Genomic DNA, 23,626 nt, shown 5'->3' with positions numbered 1-23,626 from the left:
GCCTGGGTTCATCTCTACAATCACCACAGACCCCACACCGGCATCGGCGGCAAGTCACCCATAGAACGCCTCACCGTTCACAACCTGCCTGCGAAGAACAACTAGCGCCTGCGGCGGCGGGTGCTGGTGCCGAAGACGCTGCGGGTGATCTCGCGGCCTGCCGCGCTCGCCGCCGATCGCAGAAAGCTCTTGAACGCCGAGCTCTGCAGCACCTCCTGGACCATGCTGGGGGCCTGCGGTTCGGGGTCAGGCGCGTCGGACACCGGCGGGGGCAGCGACGGCGCCGGGGCCGCCTGCGGCGGGGGCGGCGCCTCCTGCGCGGCCTTGGCGGCCAGCATCTCGAAGGCCGACGGGCGATCGTCGGTCTGCCCGTAGGTGGCCTGCAGCGGCGAGGCCTTCGCGGCCGCGGCGATCGCGTCGTTGCCGATCGTGTCCATCAACGACCGCGGGGCCCGCATCCTGGTCCACGCCACGGGGGTCGGCGCACCGCTCTCCGAGAGCACGGTGACGATCGCCTCGCCGGTTCCCAGCGACGTCAGCGCCTCCTCGAGGTCGTAGACGTCGGTCTTCGGGTAGGTGCGGACCGTCTTCGACAACGCCTTCTGGTCGTCCGGAGTGAACGCGCGCAGCGCGTGCTGCACGCGGGCACCGAGCTGAGACAACACGTCGTTGGGCACGTCGGTGGGCAACTGGGTGCAGAAGAACACGCCGACGCCCTTGGAGCGGATGAGCTTCACGGTCTGCTCGACCTGCTGGAGGAACGCCTTCGACGCGTCGTCGAACAACAGATGCGCCTCGTCGAAGAAGAACACCAGCTTCGGCTTGTCGACGTCGCCGACCTCGGGCAACGTGGTGAACAAATCGGCGAGCACCCACATCAGGAACGTCGAGAAGAGCTGCGGCCTGGCCGCCTGCGCGCCGAGCTCCAGCAGCGTGATGACACCCCGGCCCTGGGCGTCGAGACGGATCAGGTCTTCGGTCGCCAACTCGGGCAACCCGAAGAAGGTGTCGCCGCCCTCGGCCTCGAGGTTGACCAGCGCGCGCAGGATGACCCCCGCGGTGGCGGGCGAGACCGCACCGAGCGCCTTCAGTTCGGCCTTGCCCTCGTCGCTGGTCAGCGCCTGGATGACCCCGCGCAGATCCTTGAGATCGTCGAGCAGCAGCCCCTTCTGGTCGGCCCAGTGGAAGATCAGCCCGAGCGTCGACTCCTGAGTTGTGTTGAGCCCCAACACCTTCGACAGCAGAATCGGACCGAAGCTACTGATGGTGGCCCGCACCGGCACCCCGACCCCGGAGGTGCCCAACGACAGGAACTCCACCGGAAAGGCCGTCGGCGCCCAGCCGTCGCCGGTGTCGGCCGCCCGCTGGGTGACCTTGTCCCCCGGCGCGCCGGGGCGGGACAGCCCCGAGAGGTCACCCTTGACGTCGGCCATCACCACCGGCACCCCGGCCGCCGACAGTTGTTCGGCCATGAGCTGCAACGACTTGGTCTTGCCGGTGCCCGTTGCCCCGGCAACCAGACCGTGCCGGTTGACGGTGGCCAGCGGGATCCGGACCTGCGCACCGGGGTCCGCCACCAGGCCGTCCGGGCCCTTCACCACCACCGAGCCAAGTTCGAGCGCGAGCCCGTCGACGGCGTAACCAGCGGCGATGCGCCGTGCGGGGGAGGTGGTCGCGTCTTCGGTCATGCGGGCGAGACTACTGGCCGACGACGGCGCAGGACCGGCTCTGGGCGGGCCTGGGCAACCAGTGTCGGGCTGGGCGAATACTGTTGACCGCTGTGCGTGACGAATTGGTGTGGATCGACTGCGAGATGACCGGGCTCGACCTCAAGTCCGACCGTCTCATCGAAATCGCGGTCCTGGTGACCGACGGCGAGCTCAACCTTCTCGGCGAGGGCCTCGACGTCGTCATCCACGCCGACGACGAGGCGCTGGACGGCATGGTCGACGTGGTGGCGACGATGCACCGCAAGTCGGGGCTCACCGAAGAGGTGCGCGCGTCCACCGTCGACGTGGCAGAAGCCGAGGCGATGGTGCTGGACTACATCCGCAAGCACGTCAAGCAACCCAACACCGCACCGTTGGCCGGCAACTCGATCGGCACCGACCGCGGCTTCATCGCCCGCGACATGCCGGCGTTGGACGACTTCCTGCACTACCGCATGATCGACGTCAGCTCCATCAAGGAGCTGTGCCGCCGCTGGTACCCGCGCATCTACTTCGGGCAGCCGGAGAAGGGTCTCGCGCACCGCGCGCTCGCCGACATCCACGAGTCGATTCGCGAGTTGAAGTACTACCGCAGCACCGCCTTCGTGCCCGCTCCCGGCCCGTCGACCAGCGACATCGCCGCGGTCGCGGCCGAACTCGGGCCCCCCACCGGCGACGCGCGGCCAACCGATTCGGACACGGGCCACCCGACCGGCTAAGATCGTCAACACCGCGGCGCCTTCGGGCAAGGCGGACATGGTGGCTGTAGTTCAGTTGGTAGAGCACCAGGTTGTGATCCTGGGTGTCGCGGGTTCGAGTCCCGTCAGTCACCCCAACGGAGTCGGAGGGCGTTCTACGCCCTCCGACCTTCTGGTTTGTGTACCCGCTCGCTAATAACGCGTCGAGGTATGAGCGGTTCGCTGCGCTCCCACGCGCCCCATCCGGCACACTTACCCGGACCGACATCAGGGGAGTTGGGATTTGGAGTCCATGGCGGCGCGCGCCCGACACATTCTGCTGTCCGAGCGACGACGAACGATGGCACTGCTGAGGTCAACCGAGCTCGGCCGCGACAAGCTCCGCGAAATGCCGTCCTTGAAGCCAGAGGAGTTGGCGGACGTCGACCTCGACAGCCCTGACGCCCTTCAGGAAATCAACGAGCGCGCGCTGAGAGAAATGATCGACGGAGTGCTCGAACACGTGCCTCATATCGAGGCCTCGATGATCGAGACGGTCACGGTGGAGACCGACACCACGACCGCCTCCACTCGATCCTTCCCAGACGGCTCACACCTGATCATGATCTCCGACGCCATGATGACCCTCGTCGACCTCCTGGGCGCACTGACCTCTGCGTGGAGCAAGTCGAAGGGCCGCACTCGGCTGACATCCACCGTGCGGCGTGCTACCCAGGCGCGTCAAAGCACTCAGTTGGCCGAGTCAGACCCGCTGATCCTTGGCGGAGCCGCGGCTCTGCGTTATTACATCGTGCACCAACGCCTTTGGGCGTCGTCGGCCAAGGTCTCAACCCACGTCGACGGGCGTACGGCGATGAACGACACCGAGCGCGGCCTGGGCGCTTGGGCACTGTTCTACATCCTCGCCCACGAGCTTGGCCACGTCGCACTCGAACACACGCGCCAACCGAAGGACGCCGAGACCCAGCGTCACAACGAGTTAGCCGCGGACGACTTCGCCTACCCCGTCTGCACCAGACTCTTTGGCGGTGGCAAGAAGGCCGCGAACATCACCGGGATCGTTGCTACGATCGCGCACTGCGCCATCGCCATCAGTACCAATCCCATGTTCGTCCGAACCCCGGAAACTCACCCCGCCTTCACGGTCCGACTCGACCGCATCGCCGCTACGTACCCCACACCGATGCGGACCGTCGTCGCTAGCTACTGGGGTTTGATCGAAATGGTGAGCCGAGGACTCGACGTAGCCACGCCACTGCCCGAGCACTATTGGACGGCGATGCTCGAACGCCCTGAGTTCGACACTCGGCACCACCGCGCCAACTACTTCACCCTCATCCGCGGAATGGACATGATCACCGGATACACCCCGCAACGTGCGTGGCGGTACATCGAGGGTATGACCGACCCCGACGCTCCCGACGATGTGCGCGAAGAAATGGCCGAGACAGACTTGTCCGCTATCGCCCGCGCACTGGAGCACCTCGCCCGCGAGGACGAAGAAGCCGCAGTGGATGCACTCGGGCTTCGTCAACCCGCGGCCGTTCTCGATCGAAACCTGCCCTTGTCCTACCACGCTCTCGTCGAGGCTCTCCTCGACTCAGAGGCGCTCGGAGGCCGACAACGCAAGCAAGGGCTTGGTCCACGATCGGCAGCCTTTTGCCTTGCTCATCTTGTCGCACCACTGATCACCAATAGCGAGGATCGTCAGCATGATTCATGACAGCGCACTCATCGGACGGCTCGATGGGCGCAACGAACGGGAGCTGTACGCCACTCTAGGAGCCGAACTACTCGGCGAGACCCTGGGCGCCGGGGCACAGGACGACGACGAATATCGCCGCTTTGGACAGCAGTGGTTCGAAGATCGCATCGACCAATGGCGACAGGCCATTTGCGGCACCGTGATCGCCAAGGAACTCAGCGGTGAGTTCCCGGGAGACCTCGTCGACGTCGCCGCCCTCACGCTCCCACTGACCGGCAACAACCAGCTTCTCGCACTGACGATTGCCGCAATCATTCTCCGTCGAGGCGTAGCGACCCTGTGCGCAGAGTGAGCATCAGAACGATGGAACGGCTCCGTCGTAGTCTCACCTTCTACACGTTCGCGTTGCCGGCCTTCCACTGGTCCCACGGCACGTTCCAGTCGCCGAGGCCGTCGGTGCCGGGCAGCACGCTGCCCACGGTGTTGGTGACCAGGACGAGGTCCCCGCGCTTGGTGTTCTCGTAGAACCACTTCGCATTGCTGGTGCTGACGTTGAGGCAGCCGTGGCTCACGTTGCTGTAACCCTGACTGCCGACCGACCACGGCGCGGCGTGGACGTAGATGCCGCTGTAGGACATCTGCGTGGCGTAGTCGACCTCCGTGCGGTAACCGTTCGGAGAGTTCGACGGCACGCCGTAGGTCGAGGAGTCCATCACCATGTGCGACAGCCGGTCACCGATGATGTAGGTGCCGTTGTTGGTCGGGGTGCTGCTCTTGCCCATCGAAATCGGCATGGTCTTGACGACCTCGCCGTTGCGGCGAACCGTCAGCGTCTTGGTGCTGTCGTCGGCGGTGGCGATCACCTCGTCGCCGATCGTGAAGTGGGTCTTGACGTTCTCCTGACCGAACAGCCCGTCGCCCAGATCCACGCCGTAGGTGTTCACCGCCACGTCGACCGCGGTCCCCGGCTTCCAGTACGCCTCCGGGCGCCACCGCACCTCGCGGTTGCTCAGCCAGTAGAACGCACCCTCGACCGGAGGATTGGTGGTGACCGTGATGGCCTTCTCCGCGGCGAGCCGGTTCGGAACGTTCTCGTCGAACCGAATGGCGACGGGCTGGCCGACCCCGACGACGTCACCGTCGTTGGGCAGCAGATACGGCCGCGTGAGGTTTTCTGGCGAGTGCGTCTGGAAGGTCATCGAACGGCTCGTCACGCCGCCGAGCCCCAACGACTGCGCGCTCAACCGGTACTTCTTGTTGTAGCCGAGGGGCTCGGTGGTCATCCACCGCAGACCGTCGGGGCTGAGCCGGCCCGCGACCGTCGAGCCCGCCTCGTTGGTCATCGTGACCGAGCCGAGGACGCCGTCCTCCGCGCTGACCGTGACGGGTGAGTCGACCGTCACGCCGACCGCTCCGTCGGTCACCGACGCGGTGAGCTTGGGCACCAGGAGGTCGCCAAAGGGCGTGCCCTTGTCCTCGATGGTCTGAGGCTGCGGCGGCGGCGTAGGCGTGCCGTTGCACGCGCTGACGCCGAGGACGACGGCCGGCACCATCACGACGGCGGCCAACCAACTACGCATCCGACGCGGGCGGGTCGCCGATTGGGCCTGCCACATGCTCATACACCTTCCGAACCGATTCACGAGGTTTTCCCACCTAACTGCCAGCAGTCTAAGGGAGGCCGACGACACGGGGGCGGTCGTCGCACCCGGCCCCGACACGTCGACCGACCGGATTTCACCCAAGGCCGCCCAGACTGTTATCGTCTTCCACGCGCGCCGTTAGCTCAGTTGGTAGAGCAGCTGACTCTTAATCAGCGGGTCCGGGGTTCGAAACCCTGACGGCGCACCACGAATCGGGTCGGCAACGGCCCGATTTCTTGGTTTCTGGGGCACGTCGGGGCCCGCCCGTCCGCGGAGCCACCAACGGTGACGTTCCCATGAATGGGAATCCGGTCACCCAATTTCGGCACCTTGGGGACGTCCACGGTGAAATGGCGATCCCCATTGCCGGCACCGACTTTCTGCCCAACACCGCCGAATGCGATTGGTCAGGCGGGACCGGCCGAACCCGCTGATCGCCAGGTCAGCCCACCGACCGGGCTGTATGCGCGGCGCGCCGGCGCGCAATTTGATGGCGCCAACGATGCGTTCCGATAGCGACCAACGCAAAAGAAGATTAACTGCACGATATCGAAGATGTGCGTCAGTCGTGTGCTGGAATCGCGACCCGTCGACCAATCGCTGCGGCCGCCGGTAACGAAACTCGTCGTATCGAAAGCTTCCACCAGCGAAAATGGGCTGGTTACGATCGACGCCACACCGGGTACACCTGCTACCATCGGATTAGCTACATCCGGATGAACGGGCAACCGTCCCGATTCCCGAGAAAGATTTGAGGTCTTAGCTGATGTCGACCGCAGGTGCGGCCCCGCCCATCGCCTCGTCGGCCGTCGAGGCGGACGACGGCGAGGACCGGGTCGTCGTGGTCTACACGTGCACCAGGCTGGGGCTTACCGCCAACCCACCCGGATTCTCGTTCCTGGATCTCTTCCGCTTCGGCCGCTTCCGCCGTCGCTGACGCTGCTCAGCGGTTGGTGATCCGCCGGATGGTCAGCACCACGACGATGGTGCCGAGTGCCGCCAGCGTCATCGCGACCGCGGGCTTCTTCGCGAACTGCACCACGCCGGTCTTGACGTCGTCGGCGATCCGAGCCGGGTTCGCCCGCTCGGCGAGGGCGTCCACGGTGTGGGCGAGTTGTTCGCGCGCCACGTCGATGTCCTGTTTGATCTTGTCGGGATCCCGGTCGGCCACGTCAGCCCCTTCAATTGCGGTGCGGTCTTGGGGAATTACCCTAGAGCAGCCACGCGACTTCCCTACAACCGCAGTCGCGCACCGGCCGACAGTAAGGACGTTGACAGATGCCACCCACCCCTCGCCTCACGGTGGGCGACACCGCCCCCGCCTTCAGCCTGACCGACGCCGACGGCAACACCGTCGCGCTCGCTGACTTCGCGGGGCGCAAGGTCGTCGTGTACTTCTACCCCGCCGCCTCCACGCCCGGCTGCACCAAGCAGGCGTGCGACTTTCGCGACAGCCTGGCCGAGTTGAACGAGGCAGGTCTCGACGTCGTCGGAATCTCCCCCGACAAGCCGGCCAAGCTCGCCAAGTTCCGCGACGCCGAGGGGCTGACGTTCCCGCTGCTGTCCGATCCGGACCGCACGGTGCTCACCGCGTGGGGTGCCTTCGGCGAGAAGTCCATGTACGGCAAGACCGTTCAGGGCGTCATCCGGTCGACGTTCGTCGTCGACGAGCAGGGCAAGATCGAGGTCGCCCAGTACAACGTGAAGGCCACCGGCCACGTCGCCAAGCTGCGCCGCGACCTCGCGGTCTAGCGGTCTAGCGCACCAAGCGCCTCGAGCAGCAGCGCCTCCGAGGTCGCCGCCCGCTCGAGCACGCCGAGATCGAGACTTTCGTCGATGCTGTGCGCCTGCGTGTCCGGATCCTCCACACCCGTCACGAGGATCTCGGCGTCGGGAAACGCCGCCGCGAACTCGGCGATGAACGGGATCGACCCGCCGACACCCATGTCGACGGGGTCGGTGCCCCAGGCCTGTCGGAAGGCCGCGCGGGCGGCGTCGTAGACCGGGCCCGTCGCGTCGATCGCGTAGGGCTGGCCCATGTCGCCCGGAGTGACGGTCACCCGGGCACCCCACGGCGCATGCCGTTCGAGGTGGCGGGTCAGCGCCTCGAGGTGGCGCCGGGCGTCACCTCCGGGGGCGACGCGCATGCTGACCTTGGCGCGGGCGCTGGGAATCAAGGTGTTCGACGACTTCGCGATCGACGTGGCGTCGACGCCGATGACCGTGATCGCCGGCTTGGCCCACAGCCGCTCGGCGACCGAACCGGTCCCGATCTCGGTGACGCCGTCGAGCATCCCGGTTTCGTGGCGCACCTGCTCCGGCAGGTACTCCACGTCGGCCGCCGAGCCCTCGTAGAGTCCCTCGACCGCGACGTTCCCGTCATCGTCGTGCAGGCTGGCCAGCAGGCGCACCAGAGCGCTCAGCGCGTCGGGCACCACGCCGCCCCACATTCCCGAGTGAAGACCGTGGTCCAGCGTGGCCACCTCGACGACGCAGTCGGCCAGGCCGCGCAGCGACACCGTGAGCGAGGGGATCTCGGTGGTCCAGTTCATCGAGTCGGCGATGACGATGACGTCGGCGGCCAGCAGATCCCGGTGGGCACCCAACAGCGCGCCCAGGGACGGCGATCCCGACTCCTCCTCCCCCTCGACGAACACGGTGACGCCCACCGGCAGGTCGCCGCCGAAGGCGCGGATGGCCGCGAGGTGGGTGGCGATGCCTGCCTTGTCGTCGGCGGTGCCGCGGCCGTAGAGCCGACCGTCGCGCTCGGTGGGTTCAAACGGCGCCGACGCCCACTGGGACGCGTCGCCCTCGGGTTGCACGTCGTGGTGGGCGTACAGCAGGACCGTCGGAGCACCCTCGGGCGCCGGTCGACGGGCGATGACCGCAGGGGCGCCGCCCTCACTGACCGTGCGGACGTCGTCGAAACCCGCTTCCGACAACAGCTTCGACACCATTTCGGCCGTGCGGTGCACCTCGTCGCGGCGACCGTGGTCGGCCCAGACCGACTCGATGCGGACCAGGGCTTCGAGGTCGGCACGCACCGAGGGCAGCACCGACTGGACGCGGGAGACGATATCGCTCATGGCACCGAGCGTAGTGCCCCACCCCCGTGCGCGAGCAGACGCAAAGGGCCCTCATTCTCAGCGAATGAGGGCCCTTTGCGTCTGGTCGCGGGAGAGGGTTAGGCGGACTCCAGAATCGCCACCGCGGCGGCGGTGTCGCCGTCGTGGGTCAGCGACACGTGGATGGTGATGTCCTTGAGGTGCTCGGCGATGTCGCCGGACAACCGCACCTTCGGCCGACCCCACATGTCGGTGACCACCTCGATGTCGCGGTGGATGTCCTCGGGCAGCACGGGCCGCTTGGAGAACCGCGACCCCGACCAGGCCTTGATCACGGCCTCCTTGGCCGCCCACCGGGCCGCCAGGTGCCGCGCCGCCGACGAACTCTTGTCGGCGGCGTCACGCCGCTCACCGGGAGTGAACGTCTCGGCGAACACCGTGCCCGGCTGGTCGACCTGTTCGGCGAATTCCGAGATGGAGACCAGGTCGATGCCGACCCCGACGATGCTCATGCCAGGAACGCTAGCCGAGCCCAGCAGTGAGTCCTCAGCAGCCTCCCGCACGGCCTCACGCCCCATACCAACCATCCTTGCCGAGGCGCGACTCGGGATCGAGCAGCATGTTCGCTTCCTGACGCTTCTCCGGTGAATCGTGGTTGAAGCGACGATCGGCCGGCTTCTCGTACATTACGGGCCCGCCGGCGATCGCCGACGCCAACCGCCGCTGGCCTTCCAGCACACGGCCGTTGGCCCGCGCCTGGTAGTCCTCCCGCTGCTCCGGGCTCAGCGCAGCCAGGAAGGCCTGCGGGTGAACCAGCGCCACCAGACCCGACACGTGCCCGAAGCCCAGGCTGGTGATCAGACCCGCCTTCAGCGGGAATTCGCCTGCCATGTCCAGGGTTTCGCGCACCCACACGAAGTGCGAGGCGTGCGCCATCTCCTCGTCGACGCAATCCAGACTCCGGTTCGGCGGGATGACCCCGTCGCGCAGCATCTGGCACATGCCCATGATCTGGAACGCCGCCGCTCCGCCCTTGGAGTGGCCGGTGAGGCTCTTCTGGCTGACGATGAACAACGGGTTGCCCGGTGAGCGCCCCATTGCCGCGGCGAGCCGTTCGTGCAACTCGGTCTCGTTGGGATCGTTGGCCAGCGTCGACGTGTCGTGCTTGGAGATCACCGCGATGTCGTCGGCACTCACCCCGAGCTTCGCCAGTGACCTGGCCAGCTCGGACTGCTTGCCGCCGCGCCCGGCGCCGAGGGCGCCGAGACCCGGTGCGGGGATCGACGTGTGCACGCCGTCGCCGAACGAGGACACGTAGCCGACGACCGCCAGCACGGGCAGCCCCATCTCCAGGGCGAGATCGCCGCGGGCCAGCAGAATCGTTCCGCCACCCTGGCCCTCGACGAAGCCGAGGCGACGCCGGTCGTTGCCGCGGGAGAACCTGGCGTCGCTGATGCCCTTGGCCCGCATGGCCTCGGTGTCCGCCGTGGCGGACATGTCTCCGAAGCCGATGATGGCTTCCAGCGTCAGGTCGTCGTAACCACCCGCGACCACGAACTCGGCCTTGCCGAGCCGGATCTTGTCCACGCCCTCCTCGACCGACACCGCGGTCGTGGCGCACGCGCCGACGGGGTGGATCATCGCGCCGTAGCTGCCGATGTAGGACTGCACGACGTGGCCCGCCATGACGTTCGGCAGGACCTCCTGCAGGATGTCGTTCGGCTTGTTCTTGCCCAGCAGGTTGCCGTGGTACATGGTCTGCATCGACGTCATGCCGCCCATGCCGGTGCCCTGCGTGCTGGCCACCAGGCTCGGGTGCACCCACCGCATCAACTCGGTCGGCGTGAAGCCCGAGGACAGGAACGCGTCGACGGTCGTGACGAGGTTCCACAGCGCCAGCCGGTCGATCGAGTTCACCATGTCCTGGCTGACGCCGTAGACGGTGGGATCGAACCCGGTCGGGATCTGAGCGCCCACGGTCCGCGATAGCTTCACCTTGCGGGGCACCCGAATCTCGGTGCCCGCCTTGCGGGTGACCTGCCAGTCACCGCTGCCGGGGACCGGTGCGATGACGGTGTGCTCCGGGTCGAACCCGACGAACGCACGGGCATCGGCCTCGGACGACACCGCGAAGGTGAAGTCCTTGTCGAGGAAGACCGAAACCAGCAGCGGCGCAGAGAGATCGGCGTCGATGACACCGTCCGGCACGAACTCGCGGATGCCCACCCGCTCGATGACGACGTCGTGGTAGCGCTCCACCAGCTCGCCCTCGTCGACCAGGTCGCCCGAGGCGGTGTCGTACCAACCCGGCTTCGGGTCGTCCTCCCACTTGACCAGACCGGTGGTCCAGGCAAGCTCGAGAACGCCTGCGGCGGAAAGCTCTCCGGACACCTCGGCCTCGAAGCGGGTCCGCGACGATCCGTACGGTCCGAGCTCCGCGCCACCGACGATGACGACCATGTCGGCGGGGTCGACGTCGAGGTCGTCCCACGCCGGCGGGGGCGCCGCGGCGTATCCGCGCGGCGGCGACGGAAGGGCCTTGATGCTGCCCGACTCGTCGTCGGAGTCGGACGACTTCGCGGCACTCTCGGCCGCCATGTCCTCACGGGCCTTGGCGGCCAGTTCGCCCATGTCGATGTCGATCTCGCCCAGCCCACCGGTCAGGTCGGCGTGGATCGGCGCGCGCGCCGCGGCCACCTTGGACTCGATGTCGCACAGGTCGAGCAGCATGGCGGCCATCTGCTCGGTCGTGTACGTCGTCACGCCGGCCTCTTCGACCGCGCCGACGATGGCGTCGTTGTGACCCATCAGCCCGGTGCCCTTGGTCCAGCCAATCAGGGCGTGGGCCAACGACACTCGCTGCGACCAGGAGGTCTCGGCCTTCCAGCGCGTCACCAGGGCGTCCAACGCGGACTTGGCTTCACCGTAGGCACCGTCGCCACCGAACATGCCGCGGTTCGGCGATCCCGGCAGCACCACGTGCAGGCGGGACGCGATGTCACGCTCGGAGCCGATGTGCGAGAGCCCACCGATGAGCCGCTGCACGGCCCACAGCAAGACCTTCATCTCCATCTCCGAGCGCGCACCTGCCTCGGACAGGTCGCCGGCCACCCGCGGCGCCGCGAACGGGAACAGCAGCGTCGGGGTCAGGGCGTCCTTGAGGTGGATCGACTTGGGCCCGAGGCTCTCGGACTGCTCGCTGCCAATCCAGCTGACGAGCGCGTCGATGTCGCTGTAGGAGGCCATGTTCGCGGGGATCACCCACAGCGTCGCGCCGAAGCGCGCGTGGTCGCGGTAGAGCTCCTTGTAGAAGGACAACCGGTCGTCGTCCAGCTTCGAGGTGGTCGCTATGACCGAGGCACCGCCGTCGAGGAGCTGCGCCACGATCGACGCCGCGATGGAGCCCTTGGAGGCACCCGTGACGACGGCGATCTCGTCGCTGTAGCGACCGGTGCCGGGGTTCTCCGCACCGGCGGCCGCGCGGCCGTAGAGCGACGCGTGGACGTTGCGTCCCGCGGCCAGCGCCTTGCCCTGCCACCAACTGGCCTGGCTGGCGACGACGTGACCGGCGGCCTCGAAGCGCTCGGAGAGCCGCGACCAGTCCGCGTCGACCTCGTCCTCGCTGGTCAACCAGAGCCGGGCCAGGTCTTCGCGGGCACTCGCCCAGCGGTCGTCGAACAGCACCGCCTTGCGACCGTCGAACGTCGGGGCGACCAAACGCGGCCAGTCCGAACCGAGTTCGGCGGTGACCAGGTCCACCAGGTCGGCGTCGCTGACCGTCTCGTCGACGTTCACCGGGGCGTCGACGCCGAGCTGACCGAGGATCAGTCGGGCCGCCGAGGCCAACACGCCGTCCCGGCCGGTGACCTTCTCGGCGAACTCGGTCAGCGCCGCGGAGTCCACGACGCCTCCCCCGGCGCCACCGGCGGAGGGCAGCGACACCGCGATGCCGCGGCGAGCGGCGACGGCGGCGACGGCCGCGTCGACGACCCGGTCCACCGTGGCCGCGTCGGGCAGTGCGCCGTCGTGCAGGTGGCCGAGGTTGCCGCCGCGGACGCTGGTGCCCTCGCGGGTGCCCAGCACCAATTCCATGGTGACGTGCTTGACCCAGCCCTCGCCCAGTTCCCAATCCTTCTTGACGCGTTCGGCGATCGCGGCGGGGCGCTTGCCCGAGGGCCCGAGCACCGTGCGCAGCTGATCGTTGACGGCGTCGGACAGCACGGGGCCGAAGGGCTTGTAGGTACGAGCCAGCTTGGTGACCTGAGCCTTGAGACCGGCCAGGTCGGCTTCGGCCGCACCGTCGATGGCACCGAGGTTCAGCTCGGAACCGAGGTCGACGAGCAGCTGGTTGCGTCGTGAGGACGCACCGTCGGTGATCGACTCGATGGAGTCCAGCGGCTCGATCTGGTCGACGTGCATCTTGGCCGACAGCGCGATCAGCGACAGGGTCGCATCGTCGGCGCCGAAGGCGATGTCGTCCGGACGCGGACCACCCGACGGCGCTGCCGGGGCCGCCGCGGGTGCGGCGGGGGCAGCGGCGGCAGGTGCCGAGTCGGCGGCCGGAGCAGCAGGCGCGGTGTCCTCCTCCAGATCCGGTTCCGGGTCGGTGTCGGTCGCGAACAGCACCGCGGCGTCACGCTCGGTGTTGAGCACCTCGGTGGTGTTGTGCGAGTACTCCGGCAGCTTCAGCGTGTTGGTGGCCAGGCCGGCGACCGTGGGCGCGTTCTTGACGCCGATCTCGACGAAGCGCTCGATGCCGAGACCGCCCGCGGCCTCCTCGATGAACAGCAGGTCCTGGGTCTCGATCCAGCGCACCGGGCTGGCGAACTGCCATGCGAGCAGCTCGATGACGACCTTGCGGCACAGCTCGCGCGGCCGCTCGGTGACCCAGGTGTCGTAGTCGGCGAGGATCTCGTCGAGCGGCTCGGCGGGCACCAGGTCGCGGATCTCCTGGATGAAGTCGCGGTCCATGGTGAACGGCCGCGGCACCAGGTTGGGGATGTACTTGCCGACCAGCAGCGCGGGGTCCGCGTCACGCGGCATGACCCGCTCCAGGGAACGACGGAAGTCGGCGACGCCGACCCGCAACACCTCGGAGTGGAACGGCACGTCGATGCCGGGCACCAGGATGAACGAGCGCTTGCCGCCGGAGATCTCGCGACGCTTGTCGACCTCTTCCTCGAGGACCTCGAGACCGCGCACGGTGCCGGCGATCGCGTACTGCGAACCGCGCAGGTTGTAGTTCACGATCTGCAGGAATTCGCCTGTGCGCTCGCTGATCTCGGCTACCCAGTCGGTCACGTCGTCGTCGTCGAGGTCGATTTGGCTCGGGCGGATCGCGGCCAGCCGGTAGTTCGACCGACCGTTCTCGTCACGCGGCACGATGTCGTGCATCTTGCTGCCGCGGTGGAAGACCACCTCGAGCAGCGCCTCGAGCGGGTACACGCCGGACACGCAGGCCAGTGCGGTGTACTCGCCGACGGAGTGACCGCACGCGATCGCACCCTCGACGAACGCACCCTGCTCACGCATCTCCGCGACCTGGGCCGCGGCGACGGTGGCCATCGCCACTTGGGTGAACTGCGTCAGGTAGAGCACGCCCTCGGGGTGGTGGTAGTGCACGCCGCTGGCAATCAGGCTGGTCGGGTTGTCCCGCACCACGTGCAGCACCGAGAACCCCAGCGTCTCGCGGGTGAACTTGTCGGCGGTGTCCCACACCTTGCGGGCAGCCTTGGACCGGGCGCGGACCTCCATGCCCATGCCCTTGGACTGAATGCCCTGGCCCGGGAAGGCGTAGACCGTCTTGGGCGCGGCCAGCTGGGCGGTCGCCGACATCACCAGGTCGGTGCCGACCTTCGCGGTGACCTCGATGATCTCGGCGCCGCGGTCGATGCCGACGCGGTCGACCCGGAAGTCGATCTCGTCGCCGGGCATCACCATGCCGAGGAAGCGCGAGGTCCAGCCGACCAGGCGCGCCGGCGGGGTGGCCCGGCCGTCGGTGGCGGTGACGACGTGCTGCGCGGCGGCCGACAACCACATGCCGTGCACGATGGGCGACTTCAGCCCGGCGAGCAGTGCCGCGGCGCGGTCGGTGTGGATCGGGTTGTGGTCGCCGGAGACTACGGCGAACGCACTCATGTCGGTCGGCGCGGTGACGGTCACGTCACGACGGCGACGACGCGGGGTGTCGGTCGCGTTGTCGGTGATCGCGCCACCGGCCTGGGCCGGGTCGGTGAGCGCGACGGCGCCGGTGCGGCCGCGGATCGCGAACCGCTCCTCGAGCGTCGCCAGTTCGGTTCCCTCGGCGTCGCGGATCGTCACCGACACCGGGACGACGCGACCGACCTCGGTGTCGACCGCAGCGGAAGCCGTTGCGGTGACGGTCAATTCGCTCTTGGTCGTCGGCATGGGCGCCAACAGGTGTGCGGCGTGGTCGAGGTGCACCAGGCTCAGCAGGCCTTCGACGACCGGGAAGCCGGTCTCGGTGACCGCGGCGCCGATGACGGAGAACACGGCGGGCCAGCAGCGGCCGACGAGCGCGTCGGGCACGAGCGTCAGCCCGGGCGCGAGCGGAGCACCGAAGGTCGCGGTGACGCCGGTGTGGTCGGCGACCTCCTCGGGATCCCAGGAGACGGTGACCGTGGTGCTGTCGTCCGTCACCTGCGGCAGAGCGTCCACCCCGTCGACGCCCGCGGCGATGGACAGCACGGCGCGCATGGCGTCCGAGGCGTCCTCGGTGGTGACGACGGGCATGCCGCCGTCGACGGTGGCGGTCGGCAACGTGAAGCGGATGGTGATCCAGATGTCGGACAGCGGCACGCTCAGGTTGACGCTCTCGCCGTCGAGCTCCAGGCGCGAACCGGTAGATGCATGCGTGGCAGAGCGGTTCTCGTTGACCTGCCACTCATTTGGCGCACCGATGCGGTGCACCGGGTTGATCGCGGCGCGACCCGCCCACAGCACGTCGGGCGAGTCGAGGACGACGGCAAGCGGTCCGGTCACGTCGGCACGGGCCTGGCGGCGCGACACCACCGGGGTCGGCTCGGCGCCGGAGGCGAGCACCTCGTCGACCGAGGCCTTCTCGAACCGGTCGAGCAGCTCGCCGACGGGCTCGTCGACGCGGGTGATGCCCACGACGGCTTCGGTGCCGGGGATGACGCACACCTGATCGGCGGTGTAGCGGGCGTCGTGCGCCTGCCACAGCGAGTCGCTGCGCCACCAGCGCCGGACGTCCTTGTCGATGACCGGCACGAAGTTGACCGGCTTGCCCAGCGTCTTGCAGAGAGTCGTGAAGAACGGCACGTCGGCCGGGTGCAGCTTGACGTCTTCGGCGTCGGGGTACCGCGACTGCAGTTCGGCCAGCGCGCGCTGCGGATCCTCCAGCAGCGCTTCACCTTCCGCATCGGCGAACAGGGTCTCGATGGGTCCGGAGTCCTGCGGGTGCAGACGGGCCTCGGCGCGCTTGAGCATCGCCTCGAAGCGATCCCGCCAGCTGCCGTCGAGCCACGGCGACTCGGGGCGCTTGGTGTCCGCGGTGCTGTCACCCTCGCCGATGGCGAGCTCGACGTAGCGTCGCAGCCACTGCAGATAGGTCATGTCCGCCACGTCGCCGAAGTACGGCTTGGCGGTCAGCGCCATCGCGGCGATGATCTCGTCGCGGCGCTCGGCCACGGCGTCGACGTCGCCGGCGACGTCGTCGAGCAGACGGCCGCAGCGCGACGCCGCGTTGTCGATCTCGTGGATGTCGGCGCCGAGCTGGCTGCGCCCGGACGCCATGCCGCCCTGGGCCTTTCCTGCGCCGACCCACTGCGGGGTGCCGGTGGTGTCGACCAGCAGTTGCTTGACCGCGGGCGAGGTGGTGGCCTCCAGCGTGGCCATCGTCGCGGTGCCGACGAGGATGCCGTCGACCGGCATGATCGGGAAGCCGTAGGCCTGCGACCACTCGCCGGACAGGTACTGGGCGGCCCGCTCGGGGGTGCCGATGCCGCCACCGACGCACAGCGTGATGTTGGAGAGCTTGCGGAGGTCGCCGTAGGTGGAGACCAGCAGGTCGTCGAGGTCCTCCCACGAGTGGTGCCCGCCGGCGCGGCCGCCCTCGACGTGGACGATGACCTCGCGGTCGGGAACCTCGGCGGCAATCTTGATGACCGACTTGATCTGCTCGACGGTGCCCGGCTTGAAGCACACGTAGGCGATGCCGACCTCGTTGAGCTCCTCGATGATGGCGACGGCCTCGTCGAGCTCGGGGATGCCGGCGCTGACGACCACGCCGTCGAAGGGGGCACCGGACTGACGGGCCTTCTGTACCAACCGCTTTCCGCCCACCTGCAGCTTCCACAGGTACGGGTCGAGGAACAGGGTGTTGAACTGGACCGCGCGGCCCGGCTCGAGGAGCTCGGTGAGCTCGGCGACGCGCCGGTCGAAGATGGGTTCGGTGACCTGACCGCCACCGGCGAGCTCGGCCCAGTGCCCGGCGTTGGCGGCCGCGGCGACGATCTTGGCGTCGACCGTGGTCGGCGTCATGCCGGCCAACAGCATCGGCGAGCGACCCGTGAGCCTGGTGAACTTGGTGGACAGCTTGACCGAGCCGTCCGGCAGCGAGATCACCGACGGCGCATAGCTCGACCACGCCGGGACGACCTCGGGGGCGGCCCCCACGGTGAACAGGTTGCGCTGCCCGGCCCTGGTGGCCGCGGGCACGATGCCGACGCCGAGTCCCCGGATGACGGGCGCGGTGACGCGGGTGATGGTGTCGCTGGGACCGAGGTCGACGATCCAGCGGGCGCCCGAGTCGTGCAGGCGCTCCACCTCGTCGACCCAGTCGAACGGGTCGGTGAAGATCGCCTTGGCGAAGTAGTGCAGCAGCTCGGAGTCGATGGCAAGCTTGGCGCCCCAGCCGTCGACGACGTCGATCGCGTCGGCCAGTCGCGGCGTGTGGAAGCCGACCTCGACCTGGATGCCGTGGAAGACAGGGCTGAAGACCGCGCCGCCGCGAAGCTTGTTCTTGCGCTCCGCCTCTTCCTTCTCGGTGATCTTGCTGCAGTACAGCTCGAAGCGGGACAGCTGCTCCGGGGTACCGGTGATGACGACCGAGCGCCTGCCGTTGCGAATGGACAGCACGGGCGGCAGGACGGTGCGAACGTCGGTGGAGAACTCCTCGAGGAGCTCGGCGATGCGGGCAGGGTCGACGTTGGTCACCGACACCATCGGCGACTTGTCGCCACGGCCGACCATCCCGCGCCGGCGGGAGACCAGGGAGCCGGCCGCACCGATCAGCTGCAGCATCGCGAGCAGTTCGGCGTCACGCGTGCCCTTGGCCTTGAGGGCTTCGCACGCCACGATGCCCTGGCTGTGTCCGGCCATGGCCACCGGCGGGGTGCCGTAGAGGTCGAGACCCTGGCGCATCGAGGCCCGGATGGCGGCCAGCTGGGTCAGCAGGATGCCGGGACCGGAGATCGCGGCGGTGGTCAGCTGCTTGGCCGTCGGCAGCGGCTCGTCGGCGGCCAGCGCGCGCACCCACTGCATCGGCTCGAAGCCGATCGGGCGAACCACGACCAGTTCCCGGGCGACGGGCTGCAGCAGCAGCGCGGCCTCACCGATGACCTCACTCAGCTCGGACTCGATGCCGGCGGAGCTGATGAGTTCTTCGAGGTTCTCCAGCCAGTTGCCGCCCTGCCCACCGAAGGCCACGGCGTACGGTTCACCCGCGTTGAGGAGGTCGACGAGCGCATGCGCGCCGGAGGACGTAGACGGCGAACCACCCGTGCGTCCGGTGGTAACTCGGTCGTGTTCGTTGATCGTCACGTCTTGCCATCTCCTCGGTGCGCTCTCGCGCGTATCGCTTCTGGTTCTGCACGTGTCGGGGCTGCACGGTTACGGTGTGCGTCTACTGCGTCCTCGGCGGTGAGGCCCGCGCCCCTGCGGGTTCCGCGGTTCCGTGCCGGGTGTCCGTTCCCGGCGGGCTCAAAGTCGTTTCTGGGGCCGCCCAGGCGGTCGGGTCAGCCGTACTAAGAGTGTCATAAGAGCTAGGCCTAGTTTCGGCCCGAAAATGGTTACTGGCGAGTTCTACGCATGGGTAACCGTGCGTTGGGTAACACGCGCCGACACCCGCCTGCGTCGCTCCCGGGACAAACGTCCTGTTGGCGGGTGGTTACGGTTCAGTAGCTATAACAGCGCAGATCAAAGCAGTATTGTTACCGAATCGTTATGTTGAATTTGGCGCTGCGCGTCGAGGCGTCCCGATTCGTGAACGGCTCGACACGGGCACCGTATATGTCCATTCGGCGTTTGCCACGCCGAAATTTAGTTTGCTGAACAACCTTACTGATCGGTAACATTTGGCTCACTCCGCCGCGGGACACGTCGGCGCGCCGCGGGACCGCCCCCGACGCCGGTCGTCGAGCACCCGTCCCATTCGGCCCGGCCCACGTGCGCTGCGACGGGGGCGACCCCCTCCGACACGTCGCGGTGGTGCCGCCACGAGCGCGCCTCGCAACCACCTTGCCGCCCCCGACGGCCGGTCTCACCACGGCGTACGTCCCACACGACGTCGACCGAGCAGCCGGGCTCGCGGCGCCGCGACCAATCGCAGGCCGCGTCGCGTGGTTGCCAGCCAGCCGAGCACGTCGAACCCACCCGGCCCGGTCGTCGACCGCGTCGGCGTCGTCCGCCCCGGCGAACCGCCGGCGACCCACGAACGTCCGCCCGTTCTGGTATGAGTTGCGGGCCCCGGGACGCAGACTGGGCGTGCCCGAGCTCCACGTGCCGCCGTCGGCACCGGCGGCCCCGACGACGGAATACATCGGCCGACGAACGCATGTGATGCGGATTCCATACGTTGCGCTGCGGCGTGACCGACCAATCCATACGATTCAGCCCATGCCAACGGGCCCCGGCGAACCCCAAATCGAATTGGCAGGCGTTCGCAAGGTGTTCGGTGACTCGATCGTGGCCGTGGCGGGCGCCGACCTGACCGTCGAGGACGGCGAGCTGTTCGCCATCCTCGGCCCGTCGGGATCGGGCAAGACCACCGTGCTGCGAATGATCGCCGGCTTCGAACAGCCGACCGCGGGCACCATCCGTCTCGGCGGCGTCGACGTCACCGCCCTGCCGGCCCGACGCCGCGACGTCAACACCGTCTTCCAGGAGTACGCCCTCTTCCCCCACATGACCGTGGCGCAGAACGTCGAGTACGGGATGCGGGTTCGCGGCGTCCCGAAGGGGGAACGGCGCACCCGGGCGGCCGAGGCACTCGAGATGGTTCGCCTCGCCGACTACGGGCCACGCAAGCCGTCACAGCTCTCGGGCGGGCAGCGCCAGCGCGTCGCACTGGCGCGCGCACTGGTGGGTCGCCCCAAGGTCTTGCTCCTCGACGAACCGCTCGGTGCGCTCGACCTCAAGCTCCGTGAGCAAATGCAGCTCGAGCTCAAGGCGATTCAACGCGAGGTCGGCATCACCTTCGTCATCGTGACCCACGACCAGGACGAGGCGCTGACGCTGTGCGACCGGCTCGCGGTCTTCAACGACGGCCGCATCGAGCAGATCGGCAAGGCTCGCGACGTCTACGAGAACCCGGTCAACCGGTTCGTGGCGGACTTCGTCGGCACCTCCAACGTGCTCGACGGCGACGCCGCCGAGGCGCTCGTCGGCCGGCGCGGCCTGTTCGCCGTGCGACCCGAACGCATCGCGGTGCTGCCGACCGGGACGGCCCCGACACCCGGCAGCCGCGCCGTCGACGCCACCGTTGCCGAGATCATCTACGCCGGGCCCACCACCCGGGTGGCCGCCGTCGCCCGAGTCGGCGAGGCGCCGGGCGTCACGCTCACCGCGACGGTGCTCAACGCCGCGGCGTCACTACCCGACGACCTGGGCCACGGCACCCCGATCACCCTGGCCTGGCCCGACGGCGCCGTCCACGATCTCTCGAACTGACCACACCCACGACACCCTCGAGGAGACCCATGAAACTCACCGCGTTGCGGATCGGCTTCACCTTGGCCGCGTGCGCAACCCTCGTCGTCGGCACGAGCACGGGCTGCTCCAGCTCCCAGTCCGGCGGGGGGAACGCCGGAACCGCGCCGCCGAAGATGGAGGCGCCGGGCTCCCTGGGCAACGGCGAGGGCCAACTCAACCTGATCGCCTGGGCCGGCTACGCCGAGAACGGCTCCAACGACAAGACCGTCGACTGGGTGACGCCGTTCGAGCAGCAGTCCGGGTGCAAGGTCAACGTCAAGGTCGGCAACACCTCCGACGAAATGGTGCAGCTGATGCGGACCGGTCAGTACGACGGCGTCTCCGCCTCGGGTGACGCCACGCTGCGACTGATCTACGCCGGGGACGTCGCACCGGTGAACACCGCATTGGTGCCCAACTATTCGACCATCTCCGGCTTCCTCAAGGACAAGCCGTGGAACTCCGTCGGCGGCCAGATGTACGGCGTCCCACACGGTTGGGGCGCGAACCTGTTGATGTACAACGTCGGCGTCGTCACCGACGCACCCGACTCGTGGGGCGCGGTGTTCACCGACTCGGGCAAGTACAAGGGCAAGGTCACCGCCTACGACTCGCCGATCTACATTGCCGACGCGGCGCTGTACCTGATGAAGACCAAGCCGGAGCTGGGCATCAAGGATCCGTACTCGCTGACCTCCCAACAGCTCGACGCCGCCGTCGACCTGCTGACCAAGCAGCGCGAGGACGTTGGCGAGTACTGGTCGGACTACACCAAGGAAGTGCAGGCGTTCGAGTCGGACACGTCGGTGATCGGCACCACGTGGCAAGTGATCGCCAACACCATCGGCACCGAGAACAAGGTGCAGGTCAACACCGTGCTGCCCAAGGAGGGCGCCACGGGTTGGTCGGACACCTGGATGGTCTCGGCGAAGGCCGCCCACCCGAACTGCATGTACAAGTGGATGGACTGGATCACCTCGCCGAAGGTGAACGCCCAGGTTGCCGAGTACTTCGGTGAGGCACCCGCGCAGACCAAGGCGTGCGACTTCACCTCGCAGAAGGACTTCTGCGAGATCTACCACGCCACCGACGAGTCCTACGCGTCCCAGCTCCACTACTGGACGACGCCGCAGAAGCAGTGCGTCGACGGCAGCGGCGACAACTGCACGGCCTACGACGAGTGGGTCAGCAAGTGGCAGCAGATCAAGGGGTGACGACGGAGCCGGACCGCCGGGGCCGGCTGACCCTGGCCTTCCTGCTGGTGCCACCCATGGCCTGGCTGGTGGTGGCCTACCTCGGTTCACTGGCGGTGCTGCTGGTCTCGGCCTTCTGGACCACCAACTCGTTCACCGGCGCGGTGGTGCACACCGTGACGGGCGACAACGTCGTCCGCGCGGTGTCCGACGAGGTCTTCCGTACGGTGACCGTGCGCACCGTGGGCGTGGCGCTGGTGGTCACGGTGCTGTGCGCGGTGCTGGCCGCGCCGCTGGGCTTGTACATGGCCAAGGTCGCCTCACCGCGCACCAGACTGGCCCTGGTGGTGGCCGTCACGACTCCGCTGTGGGCCAGCTACCTCGTCAAGGCCTATGCGTGGCGCGTCATGCTGTCCCCGGAGGGCCCGATGTCGTGGGCCACCGGCTACACCCCGGGGTACGGCCTGGTGGCCACGGTCGTCACGCTGACGTATCTGTGGTTGCCGTACATGATCATCCCGGTGTTCGCGGCGTTCGAGCGCGTCCCGAACCACCTCGTCGACGCGAGCTCGGATCTGGGCGCATCGGACTTCTCCACCCTGCGAATGGTGGTCGCGCCGTTGGTGTTTCCCGGCATCGCTGCCGGATCGATCTTCACGTTCTCCCTGTCGCTCGGTGACTACATCGCCGTCACCATCGTCGGCGGCAAGACCCAGATGTTGGGCAACATCATCTACGGGCAGCTCGTCACGGCGAACAACCAGCCGCTGGCCGCGGCGCTGTCGATCATCCCGCTGGTCGCGGTGATCCTGTACCTGCTCGCGATGCGACGCACCGGCGCCCTGGAGAACGTCTGATGTTGTCCGGTGGAGCTCGCACGGCGGTCCGGGCGTGGACCGTCCTGGTGCTGGTGTTCCTCTATGCGCCACTGCTTCTCGTCGTCGTCAACGCGTTCAACGCGTCGCGCACCTTCGCCTTCCCGCCGAGCGGTTTCACCCTGCGCTGGTGGGCCGACGCCTGGAACAGCGACGGGATGTGGACGTCGCTGGCCAATTCCGTGCTGGTCGGACTCGGTGCCACGGCGATCGCCTTGGTGCTGGGCACCATGATCGCCTTTGCCGTGCAACGGCACCGGTTCTTCGGCCGCAACGCGATCAGCTTCCTCGTCGTCCTTCCGATCACGCTGCCCGGCATCGTCACGGGCATCGCGCTCAACGCCACGTTCACCTCCGCGCTCGGGGTGACGCTCGGCCTCGCCACCGTGATCGTCGGACATGCCACCTTCTGCATCGTCATCGTGTTCAACAACACCCAGGCCCGATTGCGCAGGCTCGGAACCGATCTCGAGGATGCGTCGGCCGACCTCGGGGCGTCGTCGTGGCAGACGTTCCGCTTCGTGACGTTCCCGATGATGCGCGGCGCACTGGTGGCGGGCGCCATCCTCGCCTTCGCGCTGAGCTTCGACGAGATCGTGGTGACCACCTTCACGGCGGGGCCGGCCGTACAGACGCTCCCCATCTGGATCTTCGGGAACCTGTTCCGCCCCAACCAGGCTCCCGTGATCAACGTCGTCGCCGCGGCCCTCACGGTGCTGGCCGTGATTCCGGTGTGGCTGGCCCAGCGCTTTGGCGGCGACCCCGCCACCACCAGGGTGTGACCGG

The 23,626-nt window shown here is 68.1% G+C and carries 15 protein-coding genes, 2 tRNA genes and 1 pseudogene; 12 read left to right on the top strand and 6 right to left on the bottom strand.

Annotation, left to right across the window (positions count from 1 at the left end; genetic code table 11):
* A pseudogene (locus tag H7J06_RS26155) lies at nucleotides 1-105 on the top strand (IS481 family transposase); the annotation flags it as partial.
* Here H7J06_RS26155 and H7J06_RS26150 read toward each other — a convergent pair.
* Entirely contained in the window at nucleotides 102-1,688 is a 1,587-nt protein-coding gene (locus H7J06_RS26150) for a helicase HerA-like domain-containing protein (protein ID WP_264042327.1), read from the bottom strand. The pseudogene H7J06_RS26155 and the gene H7J06_RS26150 overlap by 4 nt on opposite strands.
* 92 nt (nucleotides 1,689-1,780) lie before the next feature.
* Here H7J06_RS26150 and orn point away from each other — a divergent pair, with 92 nt between their 5' ends.
* The 4 genes from orn (at nucleotide 1,781) to H7J06_RS26130 (ending at nucleotide 4,464) form a co-directional block, all read left to right on the top strand.
* On the top strand, nucleotides 1,781-2,428 hold the full coding sequence (orn, locus tag H7J06_RS26145; protein ID WP_264042325.1) for an oligoribonuclease: 648 nt from the start codon (nucleotides 1,781-1,783) through the stop codon (nucleotides 2,426-2,428).
* Between the two features lie 40 nt (nucleotides 2,429-2,468).
* Nucleotides 2,469-2,544, top strand: a tRNA-His gene (locus tag H7J06_RS26140).
* A 155-nt stretch (nucleotides 2,545-2,699) separates the two neighbouring features.
* On the top strand, nucleotides 2,700-4,130 hold the full coding sequence (locus H7J06_RS26135) for a phage exclusion protein Lit family protein (protein WP_264042324.1): 1,431 nt from the start codon (nucleotides 2,700-2,702) through the stop codon (nucleotides 4,128-4,130).
* Nucleotides 4,120-4,464, top strand: coding sequence for a hypothetical protein (locus H7J06_RS26130; RefSeq protein ID WP_264042323.1), 345 nt, complete (start codon nucleotides 4,120-4,122; stop codon nucleotides 4,462-4,464). The genes H7J06_RS26135 and H7J06_RS26130 overlap by 11 nt, the downstream gene beginning before the upstream one ends.
* A 40-nt stretch (nucleotides 4,465-4,504) precedes the next feature.
* Here the strand turns inward: H7J06_RS26130 and H7J06_RS26125 are convergent, their stop codons facing one another.
* Nucleotides 4,505-5,728: a L,D-transpeptidase gene (locus H7J06_RS26125; RefSeq protein WP_264042322.1), complete on the bottom strand. Its 1,224-nt coding sequence runs from the start codon at nucleotides 5,726-5,728 to the stop codon at nucleotides 4,505-4,507.
* A 159-nt stretch (nucleotides 5,729-5,887) separates the two neighbouring features.
* Here H7J06_RS26125 and H7J06_RS26120 point away from each other — a divergent pair.
* Both H7J06_RS26120 and H7J06_RS26115 read left to right on the top strand, forming a co-directional pair.
* Nucleotides 5,888-5,963 (top strand) — tRNA-Lys (locus H7J06_RS26120).
* Nucleotides 5,964-6,521: 558 nt separating this feature from the next.
* Entirely contained in the window at nucleotides 6,522-6,692 is a 171-nt protein-coding gene (locus tag H7J06_RS26115; protein ID WP_264042321.1) for a hypothetical protein, read from the top strand.
* Nucleotides 6,693-6,698: 6 nt separating this feature from the next.
* Here H7J06_RS26115 and H7J06_RS26110 read toward each other — a convergent pair whose 3' ends face one another.
* A complete protein-coding gene (locus tag H7J06_RS26110; RefSeq protein ID WP_264042320.1) occupies nucleotides 6,699-6,926 on the bottom strand; it encodes a DUF3618 domain-containing protein in 228 nt (75 codons plus the stop codon).
* A gap of 107 nt (nucleotides 6,927-7,033) precedes the next feature.
* Here H7J06_RS26110 and bcp point away from each other — a divergent pair, with 107 nt between their 5' ends.
* Nucleotides 7,034-7,507, top strand: coding sequence for a thioredoxin-dependent thiol peroxidase (gene bcp, locus H7J06_RS26105; RefSeq protein ID WP_264042319.1), 474 nt, complete (start codon nucleotides 7,034-7,036; stop codon nucleotides 7,505-7,507).
* Here the strand turns inward: bcp and H7J06_RS26100 are convergent.
* The 3 genes from H7J06_RS26100 to H7J06_RS26090 all read right to left on the bottom strand — a co-directional run bounded on the left by H7J06_RS26100 (nucleotide 7,504) and on the right by H7J06_RS26090 (nucleotide 18,624).
* Complete coding sequence (locus H7J06_RS26100) at nucleotides 7,504-8,841, bottom strand: dipeptidase (RefSeq protein ID WP_264042317.1); 1,338 nt, start codon at nucleotides 8,839-8,841, stop codon at nucleotides 7,504-7,506. The genes bcp and H7J06_RS26100 overlap by 4 nt on opposite strands.
* Before the next feature lie 98 nt (nucleotides 8,842-8,939).
* Nucleotides 8,940-9,332, bottom strand: coding sequence for a holo-ACP synthase AcpS (acpS, locus tag H7J06_RS26095; RefSeq protein WP_079923263.1), 393 nt, complete (start codon nucleotides 9,330-9,332; stop codon nucleotides 8,940-8,942).
* Between the two features lie 55 nt (nucleotides 9,333-9,387).
* Nucleotides 9,388-18,624 carry a type I polyketide synthase gene (locus H7J06_RS26090; protein ID WP_264042316.1) on the bottom strand — a complete coding sequence of 3,079 codons (9,237 nt, stop codon included), beginning with the start codon at nucleotides 18,622-18,624 and terminating at the stop codon, nucleotides 9,388-9,390.
* Between the two features lie 1,074 nt (nucleotides 18,625-19,698).
* Here H7J06_RS26090 and H7J06_RS26085 point away from each other — a divergent pair.
* From H7J06_RS26085 to H7J06_RS26070, 4 genes are read left to right on the top strand one after another with little or no spacing between them, the layout of a single operon-like run.
* Nucleotides 19,699-20,751, top strand: coding sequence for an ABC transporter ATP-binding protein (locus H7J06_RS26085; RefSeq protein ID WP_264042315.1), 1,053 nt, complete (start codon nucleotides 19,699-19,701; stop codon nucleotides 20,749-20,751).
* Nucleotides 20,752-20,780: 29 nt separating this feature from the next.
* Complete coding sequence (locus H7J06_RS26080) at nucleotides 20,781-21,986, top strand: ABC transporter substrate-binding protein (protein ID WP_264042314.1); 1,206 nt, start codon at nucleotides 20,781-20,783, stop codon at nucleotides 21,984-21,986.
* Nucleotides 21,965-22,822, top strand: coding sequence for an ABC transporter permease (locus tag H7J06_RS26075; protein ID WP_372515413.1), 858 nt, complete (start codon nucleotides 21,965-21,967; stop codon nucleotides 22,820-22,822). Before H7J06_RS26080 ends, H7J06_RS26075 begins: the two co-directional genes overlap by 22 nt.
* Nucleotides 22,822-23,622 carry an ABC transporter permease gene (locus tag H7J06_RS26070; RefSeq protein ID WP_264042313.1) on the top strand — a complete coding sequence of 267 codons (801 nt, stop codon included), beginning with the start codon at nucleotides 22,822-22,824 and terminating at the stop codon, nucleotides 23,620-23,622. The genes H7J06_RS26075 and H7J06_RS26070 overlap by 1 nt, the downstream gene beginning before the upstream one ends.
* Nucleotides 23,623-23,626 lie beyond the last annotated feature (4 nt).

It is taken from the genome of Mycolicibacterium hodleri (assembly GCF_025822245.1).
In the GTDB taxonomy this organism is placed as follows: domain Bacteria; phylum Actinomycetota; class Actinomycetes; order Mycobacteriales; family Mycobacteriaceae; genus Mycobacterium; species Mycobacterium hodleri.
The sequence above is the reverse complement of the archived record's forward strand: the minus strand, read 5'-3'. Positions and strand labels throughout refer to the sequence as shown.